Raw genomic sequence first — 23,149 nt, forward strand, 5'->3', positions numbered from 1 at the left:
ACACCGGATGCGGTGGTCGGTCATTCGCAGGGTGAGATCGCGGCGGCTGTGGTTGCCGGTGCGCTCAGTCTTGAGGATGGGGCGAAGGTGGTCGCGGTCCGGGCGCGCGCTCTGCGGGAGCTGGCCGGCACCGGCGCGATGGCCTCGGTCGGCGCGTCGGCGGCGCGGGTGCAGGAGTGGCTGGCCGACGGGCTGAGCATCGCCACGGTGAACGGCCCCGAGTCGGTGGTGGTGTCAGGCCCGCCGGAGCTGGTGCGCGACTGGGTGGCCACGCTCGACGTGCAGACCCGGGTCCTGGACGTGGACTACGCGTCCCACGGCCCGATGGTCGAGCCGATCGAGGCGTCGCTGCGGTCCCGGCTGGCGGACGTCCGGCCGGGCAAGGCCCGGATCGGGTGGCTGTCGACGGTGACCGGCCGGTGGATGGACGGGCCGGAGGCCGATGGCGGCTACTGGTACACGAACCTGCGGGAACAGGTGCGGTTCGCGCCGGCCGTCGAGGCGCTGGTCGCCGACGGCCACGGCGTGTTCCTCGAGGCGAGCGGGCACCCGGTGCTGACGGCCGGGATCGGCGACATCGTGCCCGCCGCGAGCGGGACGCTGCGCCGGGACGAACCGGAGTGGCGGCAGTTCCTCACCGCGGCCGGCGTCCTGCACTGCGCCGGGGTCGGCGTCGACTGGGCGAAGCTCCTCGGCGGGCCCGGCCGTCCGGTCGACCTGCCGACCTACGCCTTCGAGCACCAGCGCTACTGGCTCGACGCCCCCGGCGGCGACCATCCGCTGCTCGGCCCGGCCGTGGGCCTCGCCGCCGGCGGGACCGTCCACACCGGGCGCCTCTCCCTGGCCGCCCAGCCGTGGCTCGCCGACCACGCCGTCGGCGGTACCGTCCTGCTGCCCGGCAGCGCGATGGTCGAGCTGGCCGTCCGCGCCGCCGACGTGGCCGGCTGCGCCGCCGTGCGCGAGCTCACCCTGCACGCGCCGCTCGTCATCCCGGAGCGGGGCGCCGTCGAGCTGCAGGTCACCGTGGCCGAGCCCGACGACGGCGGCACCCGCGAGCTGGCCGTGCACGCCCGCGCCGGCGACGACGGCGAGTGGACCCGCCACGCGTCCGCCGTCCTGGCCGATGACGCCGCTGCGGCCGGCCCGGTCCTGGAAGCCGGGTCGTGGCCGCCCGCCGGTGCCGAACCCGTCGACCTCGACGACTTCTACGACCTGGTCGCCGCCGGCGGTGTCGCCTACGGGCCCGCCTTCCGGGTCCTGCACGCCGCCTGGCGCGCCGGCGGCGACGTCTACGCCGAGGTCGCGCTGCCCGACGGGGCCGCCGCCGGCGCGTTCGGCCTCCACCCGGCGCTGCTGGACGGGGCCGCCCAGGCCGTCGCGCTGTCCAACGTGGAGGGTCGCGGGATGCCGTTCGCCTGGACCGGCGTCCGGCTGCACACCACCGGCGCCGACCGGCTCCGGGTCCGCATCGGCAAGGCCGACGACGGCGGCGCCGCGATCGCCGCCGCCGACCCCGGCGGCCGGCCCGTCGTGTCCATCGAGTCGCTCGTCCTGCGCCCGGCCGGGGAGGAACTCCGCCCGAGCCTCACCCGCGGCGCGATGTTCCGGGTCGACTGGGAGCCCGTCGAGGACACCGGACCGGGTGCGGTGCCGGCGGAGACGTGGGCCGTCGTCGGTCCCGGCACGGCCTGGCGCACCGCCCCGGTCGCCGCCTACCACCCGCCGGCCGGCACCACCGCCGAAGAGGCCCGGGCGGCCGTCGCCGCCACGCTCGCCACCGTCCAGGACTGGCTCGTCGACGGCAACCGGCTCGTCGTCGTCACCCGCGGCGCCGTCCCGGCCGCCGGCGGCGACGTCACCGACCTCGCCGGTGCCGCCGTCTGGGGCCTCGTCCGCACGGTGCAGACCGAGCACCCGGGCCGGATCGTCCTGCTCGACACCGACCCCGGCAGCGACCCCGACGGTCCGCTGCCGGACGCCGCCGTCGCGATCGCCACGGCGAGCGACGAGTCGCAGCTCGCCGTCCGCGGCGGGGCCCTGTACGCCGCCCGCCTCGCCCGCGCCACCCCGCCCACCGAGGCGGACCCCGTGTGGTGGGGCGCCGGCACCGTCCTGGTCACCGGCGGCACCGGCGCCCTCGGCGCCGTCGTCGCCCGGCACCTCGCCGGGGCACACGGCGTGCGCAACCTCCTGCTGGTCTCGCGGTCCGGCCCGCACGCGCCCGGCGCCGGGGACCTCGCCGCCGAGCTGTTCCGGCTCGGGGCGGGCGTCCGCGTCGTCGCCGCCGACGTCGCTGACCGCGACGCGCTCGCCGCCGTCCTCGCCTCGATCCCCGCCGGACGGCCGCTGACCGCGGTGGTGCACGCCGCCGGGGTCGTCGCCGACGGTACCGTCGAGTCCCTCACCGGCGAGCACCTCGAGCGCGCGTTCCGGGCCAAGGCCGAAGGCGCCTGGCATCTGCACGAGCTCACCCGCGACCTACCGCTGGCCGCGTTCGTGCTGTTCTCCAGCACCTCCGGCGTGCTCGGCGCGGCCGGCATGGCCGGCTACGCCGCCGCCAACGCCTACCTCGACGGCCTCGCCCACCACCGCCGCCGGCTCGGCCTGCCCGCTGCGTCGCTCGCCTGGGGCACCTGGGCCGAGGAGGGCGGGATGGGCGGGCGGCTCTCCGCGACCGACCGGCGCCGCCTGGCCCGCGCCGCCGCCCCGCTGAGCTCGCCGCAGGCCCTGGCCCTGCTCGACGCCGCCGCCGACCTGCCCGACCCGGCGCCCGTGCTGGCCAATCTGGACCTGGCGGCGCTGCGGGCGCAGCTCGGCGCCGACCCGGCACCGCCGCTGTTGCGCCGGCTCCTGCCGCCGCGCCGGGCCGGGCGGGCCGCGCCCGGCGCCGCCACCGGCTGGGCCGAGCGGCTCGCCGCGGTGCTCCCGGCCGACCTGCCGGCCGTCCTGCTCGGGCTCGTCCGTGAGCAGGCCGCCCGGATCCTCGGCCACGCCGACGCCACCGCCATGCCGGCCGACCGCACCTTCAGCGAGCTCGGCTTCGACTCCCTGACGGCGGTCGAGCTGCGCAACGTCCTCGGGGCCGCGACCGGGCTGCGGCTGCCCGCCGCGCTCGTCTTCGATCACCCCAACCCGCAGCTGCTCGTCGAGCACCTGCTGGACAAGCTGAGCACCGCCGCGGCCGAGGAGGCGGGCGCGGCCGAGCCGACCGAGGCCGCGAACCCGATCGCCGCGCTCTACATCCGCGCGTGCGAGGCCGGCCAGTACGACGAGGCGTGGGAGCTCGCCCGGGTCGTGTCCCGCCTCGCGCCCAGCTTCGACGGGCCCGAGGACCTGCCCGACCGGCCAGGCCCGGTCGAGCTGACCCGCGGGCCGGCCACCCCGGTGCTGTTCTGCTTCCCGTCGTTCAGCCCGGCGTCCGGCGTGCATGAGTACACCCGGTTCGCCGCACCGTTGCGCGACGAGCGCCGGGTGCTCGTCGTTCCCGAGCCGGGGTTCGTCGCCGGGCAGTCGCTACCCTCCACCTTCGACGCTCTCGTGCGCCTGCACGCCGACACCGTGCTGCGGGCCGCCGACGGGGCGCCGTTCGCGCTGCTGGGCCGCTCCGCCTCCGGCTGGCTGGCCTACAGCCTGGCCCACCACCTGGAGGCCATCGGGGCGCCGCCGGCCGCCGTCGTGCTGCTGGACACGTACTTCGGCGAGCAGCAGGACCGGGCCAACCTCTACAGCGGGGCCCGCGCGATGATGGCCCGGGAGCAGCGCTCGACGATGCTCAGCGACGTGCGGGTGACCGCCATGGGCCGCTACGAGTCGCTGATCGCCCATTGGCACCCGGAGCCCGTGCGGACGCCGACGTTGCTCGTGCGGGCCACCGCGCCGTTCAGCGACGAGGTCGTCGAGCGCACCGGCGGCAACTGGCAGGCCTCGATGTCCTTCGCCCACGACAGCACCGACGTGCCCGGGGACCACTTCTCGATGCTGGAGGACTTCGCGGAGGCGACCGCCGCCGCCGTCGGCACGTGGCTGGCCGCGACCGTGTAGGGGTGGTAGGGGCCGGGCCCCTGATCTTGCGGCCGTGCGGTTGCATCTCAGCGTCGTGTGCGTGCCGTGCCAGCGCGGAGCCCGACACTGTACGCATGAACCCGAATGTGTACGCGATCCAGGTCGAGGACCTGGTCAAGCGCTACGGGAAGACAACCGCGCTGGACGGCCTCAGCCTCGAGGTGCCGACCGGCTGCGTGCAGGGCCTCCTCGGCTCCAACGGCGCCGGCAAGACCACCATGATCCGCATCCTGGCCACGCTGCTGCGTCCCGACGGCGGCGTGGCCCGCGTCGGCGGCTTCGACGTGACGAAGAACGCCGCCGAGGTCCGCGCGACGATCGGGCTGACCGGCCAGTTCGCCGCCGTCGACGACGACCTCACCGGCTATGAGAACCTGCTGCTCATCGGCCGGCTGCTCAAGCTGTCGCGGCCCCAGGCCAAGCGGCGGGCGAGCATGCTGCTGGAGCGCTTCGGCCTGGCCGACGTCGGCAAGCAGCTGGCCAAGACCTACTCGGGCGGCATGCGCCGCCGCCTCGACCTCGCCCTCGTCATGGTCGGCGAGCCGGCCGTGCTGTTCCTCGACGAGCCGACCACCGGCCTGGACCCGCGGTCGCGGGCCGAGCTGTGGGACATGGTCCGCGACCTCGTGGCCGGCGGCGCCACCGTGCTGCTCACCACCCAGCAGCTGGACGAGGCCGACCGGCTCGCGAGCCAGATCGCGGTCATCGACCACGGCAAGCTCATCGCCTCGGGCACGCCGGCCGAGCTCAAGTCCCGCGCCGGCGGGCAGAGCCTCGACGTGCGCCCGGCCGACCGGGCCGACCTTGAGCACACCCGGTCCGTGGTGACCGCGGCCGTCGGTGAGGCCGAGGTCCGTGCGGCGGAGGGCGTGGTCTCGGTACCGCTGGTGCCCGCGCTGTCCGGGCCCGACGCCCTCGCCGCCGTGGCCCGGCGCCTCGATGACGCCGGCATCGAGGTCGCCGAGATCGGCATCCGCCTCGCCACCCTCGACGAGGTGTTCCTGTCCCTGACCGGCCGTCCGACGGTGACGGAAGCACCCGCCGAGGCCGCGCCGGCCGACGCCGCCCAAGTGACGGGAGAGCCCCGATGACCGCCCTCTGGACCGTCCGCCACAGCCTGACGATGGCCTGGCGCAACCTCACGAAGCTGCGGCACTCGCCGGACCAGCTGATCGACGTCGTCACCATGCCGATCGTGCTCGTCGCCGTGTTCGTGTACCTGTTCGGCAACGCCGTCTCCGGCAGCACCCACTCCTACCTGCAGTACGTGCTGCCCGGCATCGCGGTGCAGACGCTCATGTTCACGGCCCTCGGCATCGGTGTCGGGCTCAGCAACGACCAGCGCAACGGCATCTTCGACCGGCTCCGCAGCCTGCCGATCGCCCGCTCCGCGCCGCTCATCGGCTACGTCGTGGCCGACGTGTTCCGGTACGTGCTGTCGCTGGTGCTGGTGTTCGCCCTCGGCCTGGCCCTCGGGTTCCGCACGCACGCCAACCCGCTCGCCATCCTCGCCGGCTGCGGCATCATCGTGCTGTTCGCGTTCGCGGTCAGCTGGGTCATGGCCCTCTTCGGCCTGCTGGTGCGCGACCCGGCCGGCGTCAACGCGTTCAGCTTCCTGCTGATCCTGCCGCTGACGTTCGGCAGCAACGTCTTCGTCCCGGTCGGCAAGCTTCCCGGCTGGCTGCAGGCCTGGGTGAAGATCAACCCGGTGTCGCACGTGTCGGACGCCGCCCGCAACCTGTTGCTCGGCCTGCCGGTCGGGCACTCGGTCGTCACCGCGCTGCTGTGGTCGGCCGTGATCGTGGCGGTGTTCGGGCCGCTGGCGACGTGGGTCTACAGCCGCCGGGTCTGACGGGTTCGCGGCCCCTGCCGACCCCAGCCGGGTTCGCGGTGGCCCCTGTCCTGGGCCTTGAACCTTGTCCGCCCGGCGGGCGCGGACATAGCTTCCTGTCAGTGCACACCCGGTCCTGCCCACGATCCTCACGGAGTGTTCGATGACTGAAGCGCTGGCGCCCGCGGTGACCCAACCCGCCGCCGGTTCCGCCGTCCCGCCAGGAGACGGTGCAGACCCGATCATCATCAACCCCGCCCCGCATCAGATGTCCGAGCTCGCCTTCTTCCTGGGGGAGTACCGGGGGCTCACGTCGGACGTGCCGGACGAGGGACCCCTCAAGGTCATCACGAAGACCGCGAGCATTCTCGACGGCAACTGGTACCAGATGCAGATGGTCATGCCGACGAACACCGAGACCGGCACCGTCGTCGGCTGGTGGAACTTCGGCTGGGACTCCGTCGCCCTCCAGTACGTCGCCCAGTGGTACGACAACCTGGGCAGCTACGGCACCGCGACCTCGCCGGGCTGGGTCGACGGGCACCTGCGCTTCACCGGGGAGTACACCCGCGTCATCATCGCGGGCGGCACCAGCGGTGTGTCCGAGGGCCAGGTCATCAAGAGCATCGACGACTTCTCCTTCGTCGCGCCGGGCCACCTCCGCGACGACATCACCTACCTGGTCGACGGCAAGTGGGAGCCGTGCGGCGTCATCGACCTGCACAAGGTCGAGGCCGCCGGCTGAGCCCACCCGCGACGCGGGTGCGAAGACGCCCCGCCCCGGCTGCCGAACGGCGGCCGGGGCGGGTGTTCTCGGTTGTGAAGCCTTGCGGTCACCGGTCCTTGCGGCCGAAGAAGGCCGCGATGCGCCGCTGCCAGCCGACGAGCACCCGTGGCTCGCCGCTGTTGGCGTTGCGGTTGCTCTGGCCGGGGTTGCGGTTCTGACCGGGGTTGCGGTGCTGCTCACCGCGGCCCTGCAGCTTCGGGTGGGCGCCCTGCAGGGCCTCACCCTGGTGGCTCACCACCCCGTCGCCCTGGTGGCCCGGCTCATTGTCCCGGTGCTCGGGCACCCCGGGCGTCCGGTGGGTCAGGCTGTGCAGAAGGTCGCCGATGGATCGCCGGTTGGCCATGTCTTCGACTCCTTTACGTACAACGATCCCGCTCTGACAGTGTACGGCTCCCATCGATCCGGATCCTTCGGATTCCCACCTGGTACCGCCTTTCCCTCTCGGGGGACTTGTGGGGTGATCGAAGTCGGATCAGGGGGATCCGGCGCCCCGATAGGGGTTCTGGCGCGCCCGCGCGATCCGTAGCGTGCGGTGCGGAGGAGGCCACGATGACCCGACTGTTCTCTCCGGGCGCGGACCCGGAGCCGGCCACCCGCGGCGGCACGTTCGAGGCCGTCGAGCCCGCGACCGGGCACCGCCTCGCCACCGTCGGGCTCGCCGACGCGCGGGACATCGACGACGCGGTCCGGGCGGCCGGGACGGCCCAGCCGGGCTGGGCCGGGCGCCGGCCGACGGAGCGGGCCGCCGTCCTGCGCACCGCCGCGCGGCTGCTGGAGCGCCACCGCGACGAGTTCGCCGAGTGGCTGGTCCGCGAGGGCGGCGCCGTGCGGGCCAAGGCCGCCTTCGAGATCGACTCCGCGCTCGACGAGCTGTGGGTCGCCGCCGGGCTGCCGACCCAGCCGACCGGGCACCTGCAGCCCTCGGTCGTCGGCGGGCAGTCGATCAGCCGGCGGGTGCCGCTCGGCGTCGTCGGCGTCATCGCCCCCTGGAACTTCCCGCTCGTGCTGAGCCTGCGCGCCGTCGCGCCCGCGCTGGCGCTGGGCAACGCGGTTGTGCTCAAGCCCGACGTCCACACCGCCGTCGCCGGCGGCCTGCTCGTCGCCCGGCTGTTCGCCGCGGCCGGCCTGCCCGACGGCGTGCTGCACGTGCTGCCCGGCGACGCGGTGCCGGGCGCCGCGCTGGCCGAGCACCCGGACGTGGCCGCGATCGCGTTCACCGGCTCGACCGCCGTCGGCCGGCAGATCGGCGCGGCCGCCGGCCGGGACCTCAAACGGGCGCTGCTGGAGCTCGGCGGCAACAACGCCCTCATCGTGCTCGACGACGCCGACCTCGACGCCGCCGCCTCGGCCGGCGCGTGGGCCTCGTTCCTGCACCAGGGCCAGATCTGTATGGCCGCCGGGCGGCACATCGTGCACGAGTCGGTGTTCGAGGAGTACGTCGGCCGGCTGGTCGCCCGCGCGGAGAAGCTCACCGTCGGCGACCCGTGGGCCGCCGACGTGTCGCTCGGGCCGCTCATCAACGCGCGGCAGCGCGACCGGGTGGCCGGCCTGCTTGCCGACGCCGTGACCGGCGGCGCTCGCGTGCGCACCGGCGGTACCGCTGAAGGACTGTTCTTCAAACCGACGGTCCTCACCGGCGTGAGTGCCGCGATGCCGGTGTTCACCGAGGAGATCTTCGGTCCGGTCGCCCCCGTCGTCGCCGTCCGCGACGACGACGAGGCGGTCGCGGTGGCCAACGCCACCCCCTACGGCCTCGTCGCGGCCGTCCAGACCGGCTCGGCGGCCCGCGGCCTGGCGATCGCCGACCGGCTGCGGACCGGGATCGTCCACGTCAACGACCAGACCGTCAACGACGACGCGTTCGTCTCGTTCGGCGGCTGGGGCGCCTCCGGCAACGGCGCCCGCTACGGCGCGCAGCACAGCGCCGACGAGTTCACCCGCTGGCAGTGGCTGACCGTCAAGGACAGCGCTCCGGCGTTCCCGTTCTGAGACACCGTTCGAAGGCGACGGCAGTGGGCATCCGGTACGAGAAGGACGGCCCGGTCGCACGGGTGACGATCGACCGCCCGCAGGTGCTCAACGCGCTGGACCGCGCCGCGCACACCGCCCTCGGCGAGGTCTGGGACGACTTCGAGCGCGACGACGCGCTGCTGGTCGCCGTCCTCACCGGCGCCGGCGACAGGGCGTTCTCGGTCGGGCAGGACCTCAAGGAACTGGCCGCCCGCAACGCTTCCGGCGCCAACGCCGGGACGCCGCCGGCCACGTTCGGCAGCTGCGGGCAGCCCGGCTGGCCGCGGCTCACCGAGCGGTTCACGCTGTCCAAGCCGGTCGTGGCCCGGGTCGCCGGCTACGCGCTCGGCGGCGGCCTGGAGCTGGCCCTGGCGTGCGACATCGTGATCGCCGCGGACACCGCCGAGTTCGGGCTGCCGGAGCCGCGGATCGGGCTGATCGCCGGCGCCGGCGGGGTGTTCCGGCTGGCCCGCCAGGCGCCGCTGCGGGCCGCGCTGGGCTACCTGCTGACCGGCCGGCGGTTCGGCGCCCGGCGGGCCTACGAGCTCGGGCTCGTCAACGAGGTGGTGCCGGCCGACGGGCTCGACGCGTGCGTCGACGGGTGGGTCGCCGACGTGCTGGCCTGCGCGCCGCTGTCGGTGCGGGCGGTGAAGGAGGCCGCGTACCGCTCGGCCGACCTGCCGCTGGAGCAGGCGTTCGCCACCCGCTACGTGTGGGAGGAACGGCGGATGCGCAGCGCCGACGCCGTCGAGGGCCCGCGCGCCTTCGCCGAGAAGCGACCGCCCCGCTGGCAGGGTCACTGAGCCGTCTCTCGCGGGGCGGCCCAGCCCCACCGTGCCAGACGCGCCTCAGGTCTCGGCGGCGGTGAGGGTCAGCACCGCGGAGACCGCGGCGTCGGCGCTCAGGGCGGCGGCCGGGTCGAACAGCTCGTCGTAGGACGGGCCCAGGGCGGCCCGGGCTGCGGACGCCGTGCGGCGCACGTCGGGGCTGCCGTGATCCGGGGTGCCGCGACCGGCGGCCGCGTAGCCCAGCAGGCGGGCCGCGTCGGCCGGGCGGCCCTCGGCCCGGGCCAGCTCGGCCAGGGCCTCGACCACCGATGCGATCACCGGATGGTTCTGCACGTCGCGGGCGGCCACCGCGCGCGACAGCGCGTCGGCCAGCAGCGTCCGGGCTTCGGCCGGGCGGTCGGCGACGGCGAGCCGCGCCAGGCCGGTCATGGCCAGCAGCGGTACCGGCAGCGGGACCCCGGGCGTCTCGTCGGACCGCCGCAGGGCCGCCCGCAGCAGCGTCTCGGCGCGGGCCGGCTCCCCGGCGGCCCGCGCCAGCTCGCCGAGCGCCGCGTCGGCGTAGGCCAGCACGACCGGCGCGCGCAGCTGGTGGCCGGCGTCGCTGGCCCGGGCGAGCTCGTCGCTGGCCGCGTCCAGCTCCCCGGCGCGGAGGAACTCCATGCCGCGCGCGACCCGCAGCCACGCGGCGTCATGGGCGGCGACCGTCTCGGCGAAGCGGATCGCCTCGCCGAGGGCGGCGATCGCGGCCGGATGGTCGCCGCTGAGGCTGAGCCCGGCGCCGAGGGCGCGGACCGCGCCGGCCACGCCCCAGCCGTCGCCGATGGCGGTGAACTTGTCGCGGGCGGCGGCCGAGTGGACCAGGGCGGCGGTCGAGTCGCCGCGGACGCGGGCGGCGTGGCCGGAGAACAGCTCGCCGGCCGCGGACAGCCACGGGTCGGGGTGGCGCACGAGCGCGGCCAGCTCCGAGGCGTCGTCGGCCACGTGCTGGATGGCGCCGATGAGCAGCACCGCGGGGTGGGTGGCGCCGGCGGCCAGCTCGCGGGCCCGGCCGGCGGAGGCGGTGCCGCGGTCGGGATCCTGGATGGCGAAGTGGTTCATCGCGTCGAAGGCATACGCGGTGGCCAGCGCCGCGGCCGGGACGTCCGGGCCGGCCGGCAGGGCCAGCACCTCGCGCAGCCAGCCGGCCGCCTCGGCGTTGCGGCCGCGCAGCTCCCAGTACCAGCCCAGGGCGCCGGCCAGGCGGACGGCCAGGGCGGTGTCGGCGGTGTCGACCGCGAAGCGCAGCGCGGCGCGCAGGTTGTCCTGCTCGCGGCTCAGCCAGGCCAGCGCGGCGAGCTGCTCGCGGCCGCGCAGGGCCGGCTCGACCGCCTCGGCCCGATGCAGGAACCACCGTGCGTGGGCGCGGCGGAACGTGTCGGACTCCCCGGCGTCGGCGAGCGCGGCCGCGGCGTAGGACTGGATGGTGTTGAGCATGCCGTAGCGCGGCGGTGCGCCGGTGCTCTCCTGGAAGTCCACAAAGGACCGGTCGACGAGCGCGCCGAGCAGGCCCAGCACGTTGCCTCCGGGCAGCTGGCCGTCGGCGCAGACACCCTCGATGGCGTCGGGGGTGGCGCCGCTGACGAAGACCGCGAGGCGCCGGCCGAGGGTGCGCTCGGCCTCGGTGAACAGCTGCCAGCTCCACTCCACGACGGCCAGCAGCGTCTGGTGGCGCGGCAGCGCGGTGCGGTGGCCGCCGGTCAGCAGCCGGAACCGGTCGCCGAGGCGGGCGGCGATCTCCTCGGCCGGCAGCGTGCGCAGCCGGGCGCAGGCCAGCTCGATGGCCAGCGGCAGGCCGTCGAGGCGGCGGCAGATCTCGGTCACGGCCGGCAGGTTGGCGTCGGTGAGCTGGAAGCCGAACCGCGCGGCGGCCGCCCGGTCGGCGAACAGCCGCAGCACCGGGACGTCGAGGGCCTCGGTCGCCTTGACCCCCGGGGGCGGCACCGCGAGCGGCCCGATCGGATACAGCCGCTCCCCGACGACGGCCAGGGGCTCGCGCGAGGTGGCGAGCACCCGCACGCCCGGCGACACGCTGACGATGGCGTCGGCGGTGCGCGCGCACGCGTCGATGAGGTGCTCGCAGTTGTCCAGGATGAGCAGCGCGCGCCGGTCGCGCAGCGGCTCGAACAGCCGGGCCAGCCGCTCGGCGGGGGCCGCGGCGCCGTCGGGCCCGGCGGCCGGCAGGCCGAGGGTGGCCAGCACCGCGGCCGGCACCTCGGCGGCGACCCGGACCTCGGCGAGGTCGACGAGCCAGGCGCCGTCGCCGGCCCGGGCCGGCCAGTCGGTGGCCAGCTCGGTGGCCAGCCGGGTCTTGCCGACCCCGCCCGGGCCGATGAGCGTGACCAGCCGGGCGTCGGCCAGCAGCGCGCCGATCTGGGCCAGCTCCCGGTCGCGGCCGACGAAGCTCGTCACCGCGGTGCGCACGTTGCCGCGCGGGACGGCCGGGGCCGCGGCGGGCCTGGCCGGCGCGGCCGGCGCGGCCGGGCCGCCGATGCGGCCGCGCAGGATGGCGGCGTGCAGCTCGCGCAGTGCGGGCGCGGGGTCGGTGCCGAGCGTGTCGGCCAGCGCCCGGCGCAGGTCCTCGTAGCTGGACAGCGCCTCGGCGCGGCGGCCGGCGGCGCACAGCGCCCGCATGTGCACGGCCCGCAGCCGCTCGTCGAGCGGATACTCGAACGTCAGCTGCCGCACGTCGGCGATGAGCTCGGCGTGCTTGCCGACGGCGATGGCGAGCTCGGCGTAGTCCTCGATGGTGCGCAGCCGCAGCTCGGTCAGCCGGGCACCGGTCGCCTCGGCGAAGGGCACCGCCGTGAGCCCGTCGAACGGCCGCCCGCGCCACAGCGCGAGGCCGGCCGCGAAGCGCTCGGCGGCGCTGGCGCGGTCACCGGCGGCGAGCCGGTCGCGGCCCTCGGCGACGAGCCGCTCGAACTGGGCGATGTCGGTGGTGTCGGCCGGTACCGCGAGCCGATACCCGGCCGGCAGCAGCTCGAGGCGGGCCGCCTCGGCGCCGGGCAGCGCGCGGCGCAGCCGGGACACCAGCGACTGCAGCGCATTTGTCGCGTTGGGCGGCGGCTCCTCGCCCCAGACGGCGTCGATGAGCGCGTCGCTGGTGACCGGGTGCTCCGGGCTCAGCACGAGCCGCACGAGGAGCGCGCGCAGCCGGGTCCCGGGGACCGGGACGGGCTCCCCGGTCTCGTCCCGGACTTCGAAGGGGCCCAGGAGGGCAACGCGCATACCGCATGCTACGCGACGCTCAGCCGGTGCGGCTCGGCGTCAGGGTTTCCGAGATGAGCCGCAGCACCTGCGCGGCCCGGGGGATGAGGAAGAAGTGCCCGCCCGGCAGGACCTCCAGCCGGAACGGGCCGGTGGTGTGCGCGGCCCAGTCCCGCGCCTCGTCGAGGCTGGTCTTCGGGTCGTCGTCGCCGGTGATCGCGGTGACGGGCGCCTTCAGCCGGCCGCCGGGGCGGTGCCGGTACGTCTCGATGGCCTTGTAGTCGCTGCGGATCGACGGCATGACCATCGCGCGGGTCTCGGGGTCGTCCAGCAGCGCGGTCTCGGTGCCGTTGAGCATCCGCAGCTCGGCCATGAGGGCGGCGTCGCCGCGCTTGTGGACGTCCTCGTCGCGGTACCGCGACGGTGCCCGCCGCCCGGAGGCGAACAGGTGCGCGACGGGCTCGTCGCGGGCCGCCTCCAGGCGCAGCGCCACCTCGTAGGCCAGCGTGGCGCCCAGGCTGTGCCCGAACAGCGCGAGCGGCCGGTCGGCGTAGGGTTGCAGCGCCGCCGTGACCCGGTCGGCGAGGAGGTGCACGTCGTCGATGACCGGGTCGTGGCGGCGGTCCTGCCGGCCGGGGTACTGCACGGCGAGGACCTCCAGCCGGGGGCTCAGTGACGCCGAGACCGGGAAGAAGAAGCTCGCCGAGCCGCCCGCGTGCGGCAGGCAGACCAGCCGGGTGGAGCCGTCGCCGGCCGGATGGAACCGCCGGATCCAGGTGGTGCTGTCTTGGCCTGCCATGCTTGTCCCGCAACCTCTCGTCCTGGTGGGTGTGGCGCCCGCGTCAGAATCCTTCGCCGGCCTCGGGCAGGGGAAAGCTGCGCTCGCCGACGTCCTGGAGCAGCCCCATGGGCAGGTCGCCGCGGCGGCTGACCTTCAGCTTCGAGTAGACCCGGGTCAGGTGCTGCTCGACGGTGCTCACGGTGACGAAGAGCGTGCTGGCGATCTGGCGGTTGCTGTAGCCGTCCGCGGCCAGTGCGGCGACCCGCCGCTCGGCCTGGCTCAGGCCGGTGTAGGGCGTCGGGGCCGCGTCGCTGTCGCTGTCGTCGCTCCCGCCGCCGACGGCGTCGGGCAGCAGGCTGCGGGCCAGGACGCAGGCTCCGCACTGCTTGGCGATCTGGTATGCCCGGCGGCTGATCCGGCGGGCCTGGCCGATCTCGCCGAGAGCGTGGTAGGCCTGGCTGAGGTCGGCCAGGGCGTAGGCGAGCTCGAGCCGGTCGCCGCTGTTCTGCAGCTCCTTCACCGCCTGGCCGAGGCGCACCGGCCGCTTCGGCACGTCGCTGCACGCGGCCACGACCCGCAGCGCGATGCCGCGCTCCCGGACGTTGGCCGGGGTCAGCCGCTTCAGCTGGTCGAGCGCGAGGTCGTGGGCGGCCTGGGCCTGGCCGAGGCGCAGGTGCGCCAGGGCCGCGTCGGTCCGCCAGACGACGAGCCCGGAGTAGTCCATCTGCCACTGCGCGGCGAGGTGCCCGACCGAATCGAAGTCGCGCAGGGCGCTGCGGTAGTCCTCGCGGGCGTAGTGGAACCGGCCCCGGGCGCACAGGTACAGCAGGCCGAACGGCGAGGCGAACATCGCCTCGGGCACGGGGGTGCGCAGGTGGCTGAAGGCGTCGTTGAACCGGCCCATCGCCGTGCTGGCCTCGATGAGCACCGCGAGCGGCACACCGATGCCGATGCCCCAGCTGCTGGCCGGGATGAGCATCAGCGCGGCCCGGGCGTGGGTCTCGGCGGCGGACAGGTTGCCCTGGCGCAGGGCGACCAGCGCTTGCATCGCGGTGAACATCGCGTTCCACGTCGGGGCCTGTTGTGCGGCGGCGTCCTGCTGCAGCGTGTCGGCCCACTTGGCGGCGACGCCGAGCTTGCCGGCGCAGACGAGCGCGGCCAGCGCGGACAGCAGCAGCGGGACGCTCTGCTCCTCCAGGCGGCTCTCGTGCAGGGCGTGCTCGGCGGCGATCGCCGACTCGCCGGTGCCGTCGGTGAGGCCGGTGACGAGCAGCGAGATCGCCTGCCCGGTCGGGCTCGCGGTGGCCGTGGTGCGCTGGAACTTCTGCGACAGCACGGCGCCGGTCGGCGTGGTGCCGCCGGAGTTCGGGTAGAGCCAGGACTGCCACGCCCGCAGCGCCTCGAGCCGGGCCGACGGCGGCTGGTCGGTGCCGGCCCGGTCCAGCGCCTCCCGGGTCTGCTCGACGCGGCCGAACCACATCAGCCGCACGGCCCGGGACATCGCCCGCTCGCCGTCGGCCGCGGGGTCGGTGTCGTGCCGCATGGCCAGGGCCGGGTCGGCCCGCCACTCGGCCCGGGCCAGCAGCTCGCGGGTGACGGGGGACAGGGGGGCGGCGTTGTCGGTGCCCATCCGGTACGCCAGGCGCAGGTAGCTCAGGGCCCGGTTCACCTCGCCGTCGGCGAGGGCCTGCGCGGCGGCGTCGTCGAGCACGGGCGCCGCCCAGTCGTCGGCGAGGCCGTCGGCGCCGAGGATGTGGTCGGCGATGACCGGCGGTGCGGCGCCCTCCACCCGTAACAACTGGGCCGCGGAGGCGTGCATCTTGGCCCGCTCGTCCGGGGCGAGCCCGTCGAGCACCGCGGCGCGCAGCCGCGGGTGGCGGAAACGGCCGTCGTCGAGGACCCCGATCCGGTTGAGCGCGGCGACGGTGCGGGTCAGCGACTCGCTGTCGAGGCCGACCAGCCGGTCGGCGACCACGGGTGCGGCGACGCCGCCGAGCACGGCCAGCCAGCGCGCGGTGCGCAGCAGCGACGGGTCGGAGCGGTGCAGGATGCCCAGCAGCGCCAGGACCGTCTCGGGGCCGATGGTGAGCTGCCACCCGTCGGGGTCGCCGCCCTGCCGGCGGCAGTCGTCGATCAGGCCGCGCACGAGGGCCGGGTTGCCGCCGCTGATGCGGTGGCAGTCATGGGACAGCCGGGCCGCGGTCTCGGCGCCGAGCCGCGCGGCGAGCATCTCCTCGACGCCGGCCCGGCTCAGCGGGTCGAGCCGGATCCGGCGGCTGTAGGGCTCGGGCGGCAGGTCGGCCAGGAACACCGGATTGAACGGCCGTGGCCCGGTCGCCGCGCTGATGACGAGCATGGCCCGGGCGCGCCAGAGCCGGCTCAGGACGAACGACAGGCACTGCAGCGAGGCCTCGTCGGCGTGGTGGGCGTCGTCGATGGTCAGGACCAGCGGCCGGTCGGCGCCGGCGACCGCGTCGCGCAGCAGGATGCTCAGATTGCACACGATGGTCGACGGGATGTTGCCGCCGTCGTCGTCCGCGGCCCCGAAGTACGCGCTTTGCGCAGCCATCGCGCCGGCCTCCAGCAGGCGGGCCGCCTGCTCGCGGAACTCGGCCGGCAGCTCCGCGCCGAGCAGGAGCTGGCTCAGCACGCCGAACTGCAGTCCCCGCTCCATGCGCGACGCCGTGGCGTCGCAGTAGATCGCGCCGGCGGCGATGGCCCGCTCGGCGAAGGTGTGCGTCAGCCTGGTCTTGCCGGTGCCGACGGCCCCGGTCACCACGGCGACCCGGCCGTGGCCTCCTCGACATTCTTCGAAGAGCTGCCAGAGATTCGATAAAGCACTCTCTTGTTCAGGTAGTTGTTCAGGCAGTGTCATAGCAGCGCCTCCCCCGTGAGCTCGCACTACCACCGTAAAATGTGCTCGAAGATATGCCGTTTCTGCTTGAAGGAACTCATGAGTGTCGCTATGCTGTCACGCCCCCGCCGCCGTCGGCAACCCTACCGCGCTGTGTAGTCGACGACAGCGACCACGCGAGTCGCACTTGGTGCGACGAACGTGTTTCTAGAAGGTAAATTGCGGTACGGTATTGCCTTTTGGCGTCGCTCTCCGCGAAGCAACGCTAGGAACGTTACGGCAAGACGACCACCCCTACAGCCCCCTGCCGCTCACCCTCCGGGCACCCGTTCGCCACCTTGGGGGGATACGGCCACCGCCGCCGGTGGCACCGTGCACCCGCCCGCCGGCAGAACGTCCGGGACCCGACTGCGGCGTTCTGAGCTGCGCTTCTTCGGTGGCGGCGGCCGGCCGGAAGGGCCCGGCGGACGCGGGAACCGGGCTCGCCACCCCTATCCGGACAGCGCTCCGTGACGGCCTAGGGGTCCTCCGGCGGCGGACGGCATTCCGGGCAACAGGTATTGACGCTTGGGGAAATCTTGAGGTTTCTTCACGGCGTTCTTGGAGGTTCGGCCGCCGCACCGCCCGCTTTGGGCGTCCTGTGCGCCCCTAATCGATCCCGCGGCCCGTCCCAGGCTAGCGGTCGGGTTAGGGGTGGTGCCCGTTGTCGCGTGCCGGGTACGGTCCTGATCGCTCGTTAGATTACCGCAGCCGGGATATCTCGCCGCACGCTTGCGCGTGGCCGCGGCCCGGCCCAACGGGGGACCCACGGCAAATCGCGGGGCGGCCGGACGATCGGATGATTTGGCGGTCAGATGATTCTTGGCGGCACGGAGCGGCGACACCAATGACGATGACAGATGTGAATAGTGCTCGGTTAACCGGTTTCACCGGGGCCGAGGCGATGCTGCGCGGCGCACCGCGCATCGTCGGCGTGAGCACCGCCGTCCCCGGTGACTCCTACTCCCAGGACGAGCTGCTCGACATCTTCCGGATCGAGGACCCACGGATCCGCTCCGTGTTTCGCAACAGCGCGATCCAGCGGCGGTTCCTCACCCTCCCGCCGGCCGCACCCGGCGGCGGGCGCACCATCGAGACCCAGGGCGAGCTGCTGCGCAAGCACGCGGGCAACGGGCTGGAGATGGGCGCCCGGGCGCTGCAGTCCTGCCTGAAGAACATCGACGCGGAACTCTCCGACGTGCGGTACCTCTGCTGCGTCACCTCGACCGGCTTCCTCACCCCGGGCTTCAGCGCGATGCTCATCCGCGAGCTGGACCTGGACCCGCACTGCGCGCGCCTCGACGTGGTCGGCATGGGCTGCAACGCGGGGCTCAACGGCCTCACCGCCACCGCCTCGTGGGCCCGGGCCAACCCCGGCGACCTCGCCGTCCTGCTCTGCGTCGAGGTGTGCTCGGCCGCCTACGTCATGGACGGCACCATCGAGACGTCCGTGGTCAACAGCCTCTTCGGCGACGGTGCCGCGGCCGCCGCGATCGTCGCCGAGCCCGACATGTCCAGCACCGGCCCGGCCCTGCTGCGCTTCTCCAGCCTCATCATCCCCGAGGCGATCGACGCCATGCGGTACCAGTGGGACGACATCCAGGGGAAGTTCAGCTTCTTCCTCGACCGGGAGGTCCCGTACGTCATCGGCGCCAACGTCGAGACCGCGCTCGGGCGGCTGCTGGCCGGCACCGGCCTGCGCCGGCCCGACATCACGCACTGGCTCGTGCACTCCGGCGGCAAGAAGGTCATCGACTCGGTGATGATCAACTTGGCGCTCACCCGGCACGACGTGCGCCACACCACGACCGTGCTGCGGGACTACGGCAACCTGTCCAGCGGCTCGTTCCTGTTCTCCTACGACCGCCTGATCGAGGAGCGGTCCCCCCGCCCCGGCGACTACGGGGTGCTGATGACGATGGGCCCCGGCTCGACGATCGAGATGGCACTGATCCGGTGGTAAACCGGGCCAACCAAAGGGAAGCGAGGCAGTCTCCGTGACCGCGACCATCGAATCCGAGGCCGTGCCCGGCAGCCGCGGCGTCGTCGGCGGGCCCGTCCTGGCGATCGACAGCTCGGCCGAGCTCAGCACCGGCCTCGTCGCGTCGGTGACCGAGGCATGCGTGCGGGCGGAGTCGGCGACGCCGCCGGCGGTGCTCGTCGTGCACACCGGCGGCGCCGGCGCGCCCGCTGCGGCGGCCTGGCCGGGCGGCGCGCAGATCCACCTGGTCAGCAAGTGGGAGCAGGCGCTGCGCCGGCTCGAACGAGCCCCGGTCGCGATCGTCGGCGTCGCCTCCGGCGCGCTCGCCGGCCCCGCCCTGGAGGCCCTGCTCATCGCCGACTACCGCATCGCCACCGCCGACCTCGCCATCGCGATGCCGGCCCAGGCCGGCAGCCTCTGGCCCGGCATGGCCCTGCACCGCCTGGCCCAGCAGCTCGGCGTCGCCCAGGCCCGCCGGCTCGCCCTCTTCGGCGCCGTCGTCGGGGCCGAGCAGGCGCTGCGCATGGGCCTCGTCGACGAGATCGTCGCCGACGACGAGGCGGCCGCGGCGGCCGTGGACCGGGCGGCCGGGCTCGTGGACGGCCTGGCCGGCAGCGAGCTGGCCATCCGGCGGCGGCTGCTGATGGACGCGACCACCACCACCTTCGAGGACTCCCTCGGCGCGCACCTGTCGGCGTGCGACCGGGTGCTCGGCCGCTTCGAGCGACTGGCCCAGCCCGGCGCCCCGGCATGACCGCCCGCCTGTTCCTCGGCTGGACCGGGGACCTCGACACCGACGCCGGCCGGCTTGCCGAGTTCGGGCCGGACGGGTCCGACGCGGCGCGCCGGCTGCGGACGGGCTTCCTGCGCCGGCACGCCGACGCGGTCTACGACCGGCTGACCGGCGGCCGGCGCGAACGCCCCCGGATCGAGGAGCTCGCCCGGCGGGCCGCGGTGGCGTTCCCCGGTCTGGTGCCGGACGCGGACCAGCTCGCCGCCGATGCGGCCCGGCCGCAGGCGGCCAAGGAGGGCCGCGAGATCGACCGGGGCATCTTCTTCCACGCCCTGCTCGGCTCGCCCACTGCCGGCGCCCACCTGCTGGACAGCATGCTCCGGCCGACCGATGCGGCGCTGGCCCTGCTGCCGGAGTTCCGGCGCACCGGCAAGGTCGAGCTTCCCGCGGTACACCTGGAACGAACCGGCGCCGGGGCCCACCTCACCATCGTCAACACGCACTGCCTCAACGCCGAGGACAACCAGCACGTCAACGACATGGAGACCGCCGTCGACCTGGCGCTGCTGGACCCCGCGGTGCGCGTCGGCGTGGTCCGCGGCGGCGTCATGACCCATCCGCGCTACCGCGGGCGCCGCGTGTTCAGCGCCGGCATCAACCTGGCCGAACTGCACGCCGGGCGTATCTCCTACACCGGTTTCCTGCTGCGCCGCGAACTGGGGTACATCCACAAGCTCATCCGCGGCCTGCGCCTGGACGGCGACGAGGAAGCCTGGCCGCCGGTCCGCCGCGACAAGCCGTGGATCGCCGCCGTGGACGCCTTCGCCGTCGGCGGCGGCGCCCAGCTGCTGCTCGCCTTCGACCGGGTCATCGCCGAGGCCGGCGCCTACTTCAGCCTCCCGGCGGCGCAGGAGGGCATCGTGCCCGGCGCCGGGAACTTCCGGCTCGGCCGCCTCGCCGGCGGCCGGATCTCGCGCCAGGTCATCCTGTGGGGCCGCAAGGTCTGGGCCCAGGAGCCCGACGGCCGGCTGCTGTTCGACGACGTCGTCGAGCCCGGCGCCCTGGACGCCGCCGTCACCGACGCCGTCGAGCGGCTGTCCGGCCCCGCGGTCCTGGCCAACCGGCGCATGCTGAACCTCGCCGAGGAGTCGCAGGACGGCTTCCGGGCCTACATGGCGGAGTTCGCCCTCGAACAGGCGCTGCGGCTGTACTCCCCGGACGTACTGGACAAGGTCTACCGCTTCTCCGCCCACCGGGGTGCCGCGTGACCTCGCCGGTCGAGGCGATGCTCGCGATCCTCCGCGAGGAGGGCGTGACCCGGGTCTTCGGCAACCCCGGCACGAGCGAGCTGCCGTTCATCGAGGCGCTGTCCGGCGCCCCCGACCTCGAGTTCGTGCTCGGCCTGCACGAGGGCTCCGTCGTGGCCATGGCCGACGGCTACGCCCGGGCCACCGGGCGCCCGGCGTTCGTCAGCCTGCACATCGCCGCCGGCCTGGCCAACGGCCTCGTCGGGCTGCTCAACGCCTCGCGCTCCCGCACGCCGCTCGTCGTCACCGCCGGCCAGCAGGACCGCCGGCACCTGGCCATCGACCCGATGCTGACCGGCGACCTCATCGGCCTGGCCCGCTCCGCGGTGAAGCAGACCTTCGACGTCCGGCACGGCCACGAGCTGCCGGTCATGCTGCGCCGGGCCTTCGCCGCCGCGGTACGCCCGCCGGCCGGCCCCGTCTTCCTGTCCATCCCGATGGATGTGCTGCTGGAAACGGACCCGGTCCCGGTGCCGGCCCGCGCCGTCCTGGCCCCACCTGGTCCGGCGAGCGGAATCCCGCAACTGGCCACGATGCTCACCGGGGCGCAGCGCCCCGCGATCGTCGCCGGCGACGGCGTCGGCCGCGAGCACGCGGTCGCCGAGCTGGTCGCCGTGGCCGAGGCGCTCGGCGCGACCGTCTACCACCAGCCGATGTACGACTGGATGAACTTCCCGGTCACACACCCGCTCTACGCCGGCCCGCTCGGGGTGACCGCCGCCGCCATCCGCGAGCGGCTCGACGTCCACGACGTCGTCCTCATCGTCGGCACGCACGCGTTCATGGCCCACCACTACACGCCCGGCCCGCTCGTGCCGGCGCACACACGGATCGCGCAGCTGGACGCCGACCCGGCGGAGCTGGGCCGCAACTTCGGGATCGAGCTCGGCCTGGCCGGCGCGGTCCGCGAGTCGCTGGGCGCCCTGGCGACGGCGCTGGCCGGGCCGGTACCCGGGGCGGCGGACCGCATCGCCACGGCCGGCCGGTTCGCCGAGGCCGCCCGGGCCTCGGTCAGCGCCGAGGCGCTGGCCCGCTACGGCCCCGCGCCGATGGACCCGCTCGCGGCGGCGCACGCGATCGTGGCCGGTCTGCCGCCGGACGCGGTCCTGGTCGAGGAGGCAATCACCACCGGGGTACTGCTGCGGCAGGTGGTGACGCTGGACCGCCCTGGCTCCTACGTGCACACCGTCGGCGGCGGCCTCGGCTCCGGGATCGGCATGTCGATCGGGCGCCGGCTGGGCGACCCGACCCGCCCGGTCGTGGCGGTGCTCGGGGACGGCTGCGCGATGTTCGGCCTGCAGGGCCTGTGGTCGGCGGCGCACCATAAGGTACCGGTGACGTTCGTGGTGATGAACAACGGCGAGTACCGCACCCTCAAGGACACCCTGGACCGCTGGGGCAGCGCGTCCAGTGCCCGCGGCCGCTACATCGGGCTGGACCTGGCCCCGCCGGAGCTGGACTTCACCCGCGCCGGCGCGTTCTTCGGCATCCGCTCCGAGCGTGCGACGAGCGCCGACCACCTGGCCGAACTGGTGGCGAAGGGCGCCGCGGACGACACCCCGACGGTCATCGACGTCCCGATCACCGGCCACCCGTCGACGACGGCCTAGCGTGCCGCGCCACAAGGTCGCCGTGGGGCTCGACATCAGCCCCGCTGCCCGGGGTGTTGCCGCTGCCGTCGACGGGAGGACCGGCCCTCTTCTCCGTGCTTACGCCGAAGCCGAGGGCCTGGGAGAGCGGCTTCGACGCCTGGTGCACGCCGCATCCGCACGTCCGCAGTTGCGGGTGCCGAGCGTCGGCCCGGCTCGTCACGCTGCGTTGCGCGCAGATCGCCAGATCTGGGCACTGCCGTCGCTGCGGTCTGCTCCCCGGAGCGGGTAGCAGCGGGCCGGCCCGGAATGGCAGCATCGCTGCGATGACGGCTACGACTGACTGGCATGAGTGGCACCTGCCGTACGGCGACCACACGTCGCCGCTGGCGCGCCGGCTCAGGCTCGTACAGCAACACGTCAGTGACTGGCTTGACGAGCGGCCAGAGCCCTCGCTTCGGGTTGTCAGCGTGTGCGCGGGGCAAGGGCATGACCTCATCGGCGTCCTGGCGCAGCGGTCGGACGCCAATCGGGTGCGGGCGGAGTTGATCGAGTACGACCTGCGCAACGTGGCCGCCGCCCGGCGCGGCGTTGCGTCCGCCGGGCTCGACGGGATCACCGCTGTCCACGCTGATGCCGGGGACTTCGCTGCGTACCGCGGTGCCGTCCCTGCTGACTTGGTCATCCTCGCCGGCGTACTGGGCAACATCAGCGATGGGGACGTGCAGGCAACGATCAACGCCATGCCGGGGCTGTGCGCACCCGGCGCGACGGTGATCTGGACCAGGACCCGCCGCGGCCCCGACCTCACCCCAGCTGTTCGCGGTTGGTTCGCTGCGGCCGGTTTCACCGAAAAGGCCTTCCACGCGCCGCCTGACGTGCTGTTTTCTGTGGGCGTTCATCAGTTTCACGGGCAACCACAGGACGCGCCGCTGAGCGGCCGGATCTTCACGTTCGTCGTGTGAAGGTCGGGAGCCACCGCTCGAACTGGCACGGACAGTGACGATCTCGCCGGCTGGGCTGCGGTGACACCGTGGGATCCGAACCTGGCTGCAGCGATGGACCGGCGTTGCTGAGGACCCAGATGGGTCAAGAATTCCTGCCCTTCTGGCGGAGATCGCATCGACGGCCGCGCACATAA

At 74.5% G+C, this 23,149-nt stretch carries 15 protein-coding genes; 11 read left to right on the forward strand and 4 right to left on the reverse strand.

Annotation, left to right across the window (positions count from 1 at the left end; genetic code table 11):
- The first annotated feature begins 12 nt into the window (after positions 1–12).
- The 4 genes from IEZ31_RS42695 (at position 13) to IEZ31_RS42710 (ending at position 6,638) form a co-directional block, all read left to right on the forward strand.
- On the forward strand, positions 13–4,041 hold the full coding sequence (locus IEZ31_RS42695) for an SDR family NAD(P)-dependent oxidoreductase (protein ID WP_268241741.1): 4,029 nt from the start codon (positions 13–15) through the stop codon (positions 4,039–4,041).
- 95 nt (positions 4,042–4,136) lie between these two features.
- Positions 4,137–5,153, forward strand: coding sequence for an ATP-binding cassette domain-containing protein (locus IEZ31_RS42700; RefSeq protein WP_190255853.1), 1,017 nt, complete (start codon positions 4,137–4,139; stop codon positions 5,151–5,153).
- Positions 5,150–5,914, forward strand: coding sequence for an ABC transporter permease (locus tag IEZ31_RS42705; protein WP_190255854.1), 765 nt, complete (start codon positions 5,150–5,152; stop codon positions 5,912–5,914). The genes IEZ31_RS42700 and IEZ31_RS42705 overlap by 4 nt, the downstream gene beginning before the upstream one ends.
- A 142-nt stretch (positions 5,915–6,056) precedes the next feature.
- A complete protein-coding gene (locus IEZ31_RS42710; protein WP_190255855.1) occupies positions 6,057–6,638 on the forward strand; it encodes a hypothetical protein in 582 nt (193 codons plus the stop codon).
- Between the two features lie 88 nt (positions 6,639–6,726).
- Here the strand turns inward: IEZ31_RS42710 and IEZ31_RS42715 are convergent, their stop codons facing one another.
- Positions 6,727–7,023, reverse strand: coding sequence for a hypothetical protein (locus IEZ31_RS42715; protein WP_190255856.1), 297 nt, complete (start codon positions 7,021–7,023; stop codon positions 6,727–6,729).
- Between the two features lie 206 nt (positions 7,024–7,229).
- Here IEZ31_RS42715 and IEZ31_RS42720 point away from each other — a divergent pair, with 206 nt between their 5' ends.
- Positions 7,230–8,669, forward strand: coding sequence for an aldehyde dehydrogenase family protein (locus IEZ31_RS42720; protein ID WP_190255857.1), 1,440 nt, complete (start codon positions 7,230–7,232; stop codon positions 8,667–8,669).
- A 23-nt stretch (positions 8,670–8,692) separates the two neighbouring features.
- Positions 8,693–9,493, forward strand: coding sequence for an enoyl-CoA-hydratase DpgD (gene dpgD, locus IEZ31_RS42725; RefSeq protein WP_190255858.1), 801 nt, complete (start codon positions 8,693–8,695; stop codon positions 9,491–9,493).
- Positions 9,494–9,538: 45 nt separating this feature from the next.
- On the opposite strand, the gene IEZ31_RS42730 is transcribed toward dpgD, so the two are convergent.
- The 3 genes from IEZ31_RS42730 to IEZ31_RS42740 are packed head-to-tail and all read right to left on the reverse strand — an operon-like array spanning position 9,539 to position 16,380.
- Positions 9,539–12,745: an AfsR/SARP family transcriptional regulator gene (locus tag IEZ31_RS42730; protein WP_190255859.1), complete on the reverse strand. Its 3,207-nt coding sequence runs from the start codon at positions 12,743–12,745 to the stop codon at positions 9,539–9,541.
- A 19-nt stretch (positions 12,746–12,764) separates the two neighbouring features.
- The gene (locus tag IEZ31_RS42735; RefSeq protein ID WP_190255860.1) at positions 12,765–13,523 is read right to left on the reverse strand and encodes a thioesterase II family protein; all 759 of its coding nucleotides are present in this window, start codon (positions 13,521–13,523) and stop codon (positions 12,765–12,767) included.
- A 43-nt stretch (positions 13,524–13,566) separates the two neighbouring features.
- Positions 13,567–16,380, reverse strand: coding sequence for a helix-turn-helix transcriptional regulator (locus IEZ31_RS42740; RefSeq protein ID WP_190255861.1), 2,814 nt, complete (start codon positions 16,378–16,380; stop codon positions 13,567–13,569).
- Between the two features lie 865 nt (positions 16,381–17,245).
- Between IEZ31_RS42740 and dpgA the strand changes: the two genes are divergently transcribed.
- From dpgA to IEZ31_RS42765, 5 genes are all read left to right on the forward strand, one after another.
- A complete protein-coding gene (gene dpgA, locus IEZ31_RS42745) occupies positions 17,246–18,361 on the forward strand; it encodes a 3,5-dihydroxyphenylacetyl-CoA synthase DpgA (protein ID WP_229836616.1) in 1,116 nt (371 codons plus the stop codon).
- A 34-nt stretch (positions 18,362–18,395) separates the two neighbouring features.
- Positions 18,396–19,133: an enoyl-CoA-hydratase DpgB gene (gene dpgB / locus IEZ31_RS42750; RefSeq protein ID WP_229836618.1), complete on the forward strand. Its 738-nt coding sequence runs from the start codon at positions 18,396–18,398 to the stop codon at positions 19,131–19,133.
- Positions 19,130–20,380 (forward strand): (3,5-dihydroxyphenyl)acetyl-CoA 1,2-dioxygenase DpgC, encoded by a 1,251-nt coding sequence (gene dpgC / locus IEZ31_RS42755; RefSeq protein WP_190255862.1) that lies wholly within the window; start codon positions 19,130–19,132, stop codon positions 20,378–20,380. Before dpgB ends, dpgC begins: the two co-directional genes overlap by 4 nt.
- Positions 20,377–22,029 (forward strand): thiamine pyrophosphate-binding protein, encoded by a 1,653-nt coding sequence (locus IEZ31_RS42760; protein WP_229836620.1) that lies wholly within the window; start codon positions 20,377–20,379, stop codon positions 22,027–22,029. Before dpgC ends, IEZ31_RS42760 begins: the two co-directional genes overlap by 4 nt.
- 305 nt (positions 22,030–22,334) lie before the next feature.
- The gene (locus tag IEZ31_RS42765; RefSeq protein ID WP_190255863.1) at positions 22,335–22,973 is read left to right on the forward strand and encodes a class I SAM-dependent methyltransferase family protein; all 639 of its coding nucleotides are present in this window, start codon (positions 22,335–22,337) and stop codon (positions 22,971–22,973) included.
- Positions 22,974–23,149 lie beyond the last annotated feature (176 nt).

Origin of the sequence: Dactylosporangium sucinum (assembly GCF_014647515.1) — a bacterium.
Classification (GTDB): Bacteria; Actinomycetota; Actinomycetes; order Mycobacteriales; family Micromonosporaceae; genus Dactylosporangium; species Dactylosporangium sucinum.

Excerpts from the sequence above, each read along its gene's own strand:
- IEZ31_RS42700 (WP_190255853.1), top strand. The coding sequence starts at position 4,137 with ATGAACCCGAATGTGTACGCGATCCAGGTCGAGGACCTGGTCAAGCGC.
- IEZ31_RS42705 (WP_190255854.1), top strand. The coding sequence starts at position 5,150 with ATGACCGCCCTCTGGACCGTCCGCCACAGCCTGACGATGGCCTGGCGC.
- IEZ31_RS42710 (WP_190255855.1), top strand. The coding sequence starts at position 6,057 with ATGACTGAAGCGCTGGCGCCCGCGGTGACCCAACCCGCCGCCGGTTCC.
- IEZ31_RS42715 (WP_190255856.1), bottom strand. The coding sequence starts at position 7,023 with ATGGCCAACCGGCGATCCATCGGCGACCTTCTGCACAGCCTGACCCAC.
- IEZ31_RS42720 (WP_190255857.1), top strand. The coding sequence starts at position 7,230 with ATGACCCGACTGTTCTCTCCGGGCGCGGACCCGGAGCCGGCCACCCGC.
- IEZ31_RS42730 (WP_190255859.1), bottom strand. The coding sequence starts at position 12,745 with ATGCGCGTTGCCCTCCTGGGCCCCTTCGAAGTCCGGGACGAGACCGGG.
- IEZ31_RS42735 (WP_190255860.1), bottom strand. The coding sequence starts at position 13,523 with ATGGCAGGCCAAGACAGCACCACCTGGATCCGGCGGTTCCATCCGGCC.
- IEZ31_RS42740 (WP_190255861.1), bottom strand. The coding sequence starts at position 16,380 with ATGACACTGCCTGAACAACTACCTGAACAAGAGAGTGCTTTATCGAAT.
- dpgA (WP_229836616.1), top strand. The coding sequence starts at position 17,246 with ATGACGATGACAGATGTGAATAGTGCTCGGTTAACCGGTTTCACCGGG.
- dpgC (WP_190255862.1), top strand. The coding sequence starts at position 19,130 with ATGACCGCCCGCCTGTTCCTCGGCTGGACCGGGGACCTCGACACCGAC.
- IEZ31_RS42765 (WP_190255863.1), top strand. The coding sequence starts at position 22,335 with ATGACGGCTACGACTGACTGGCATGAGTGGCACCTGCCGTACGGCGAC.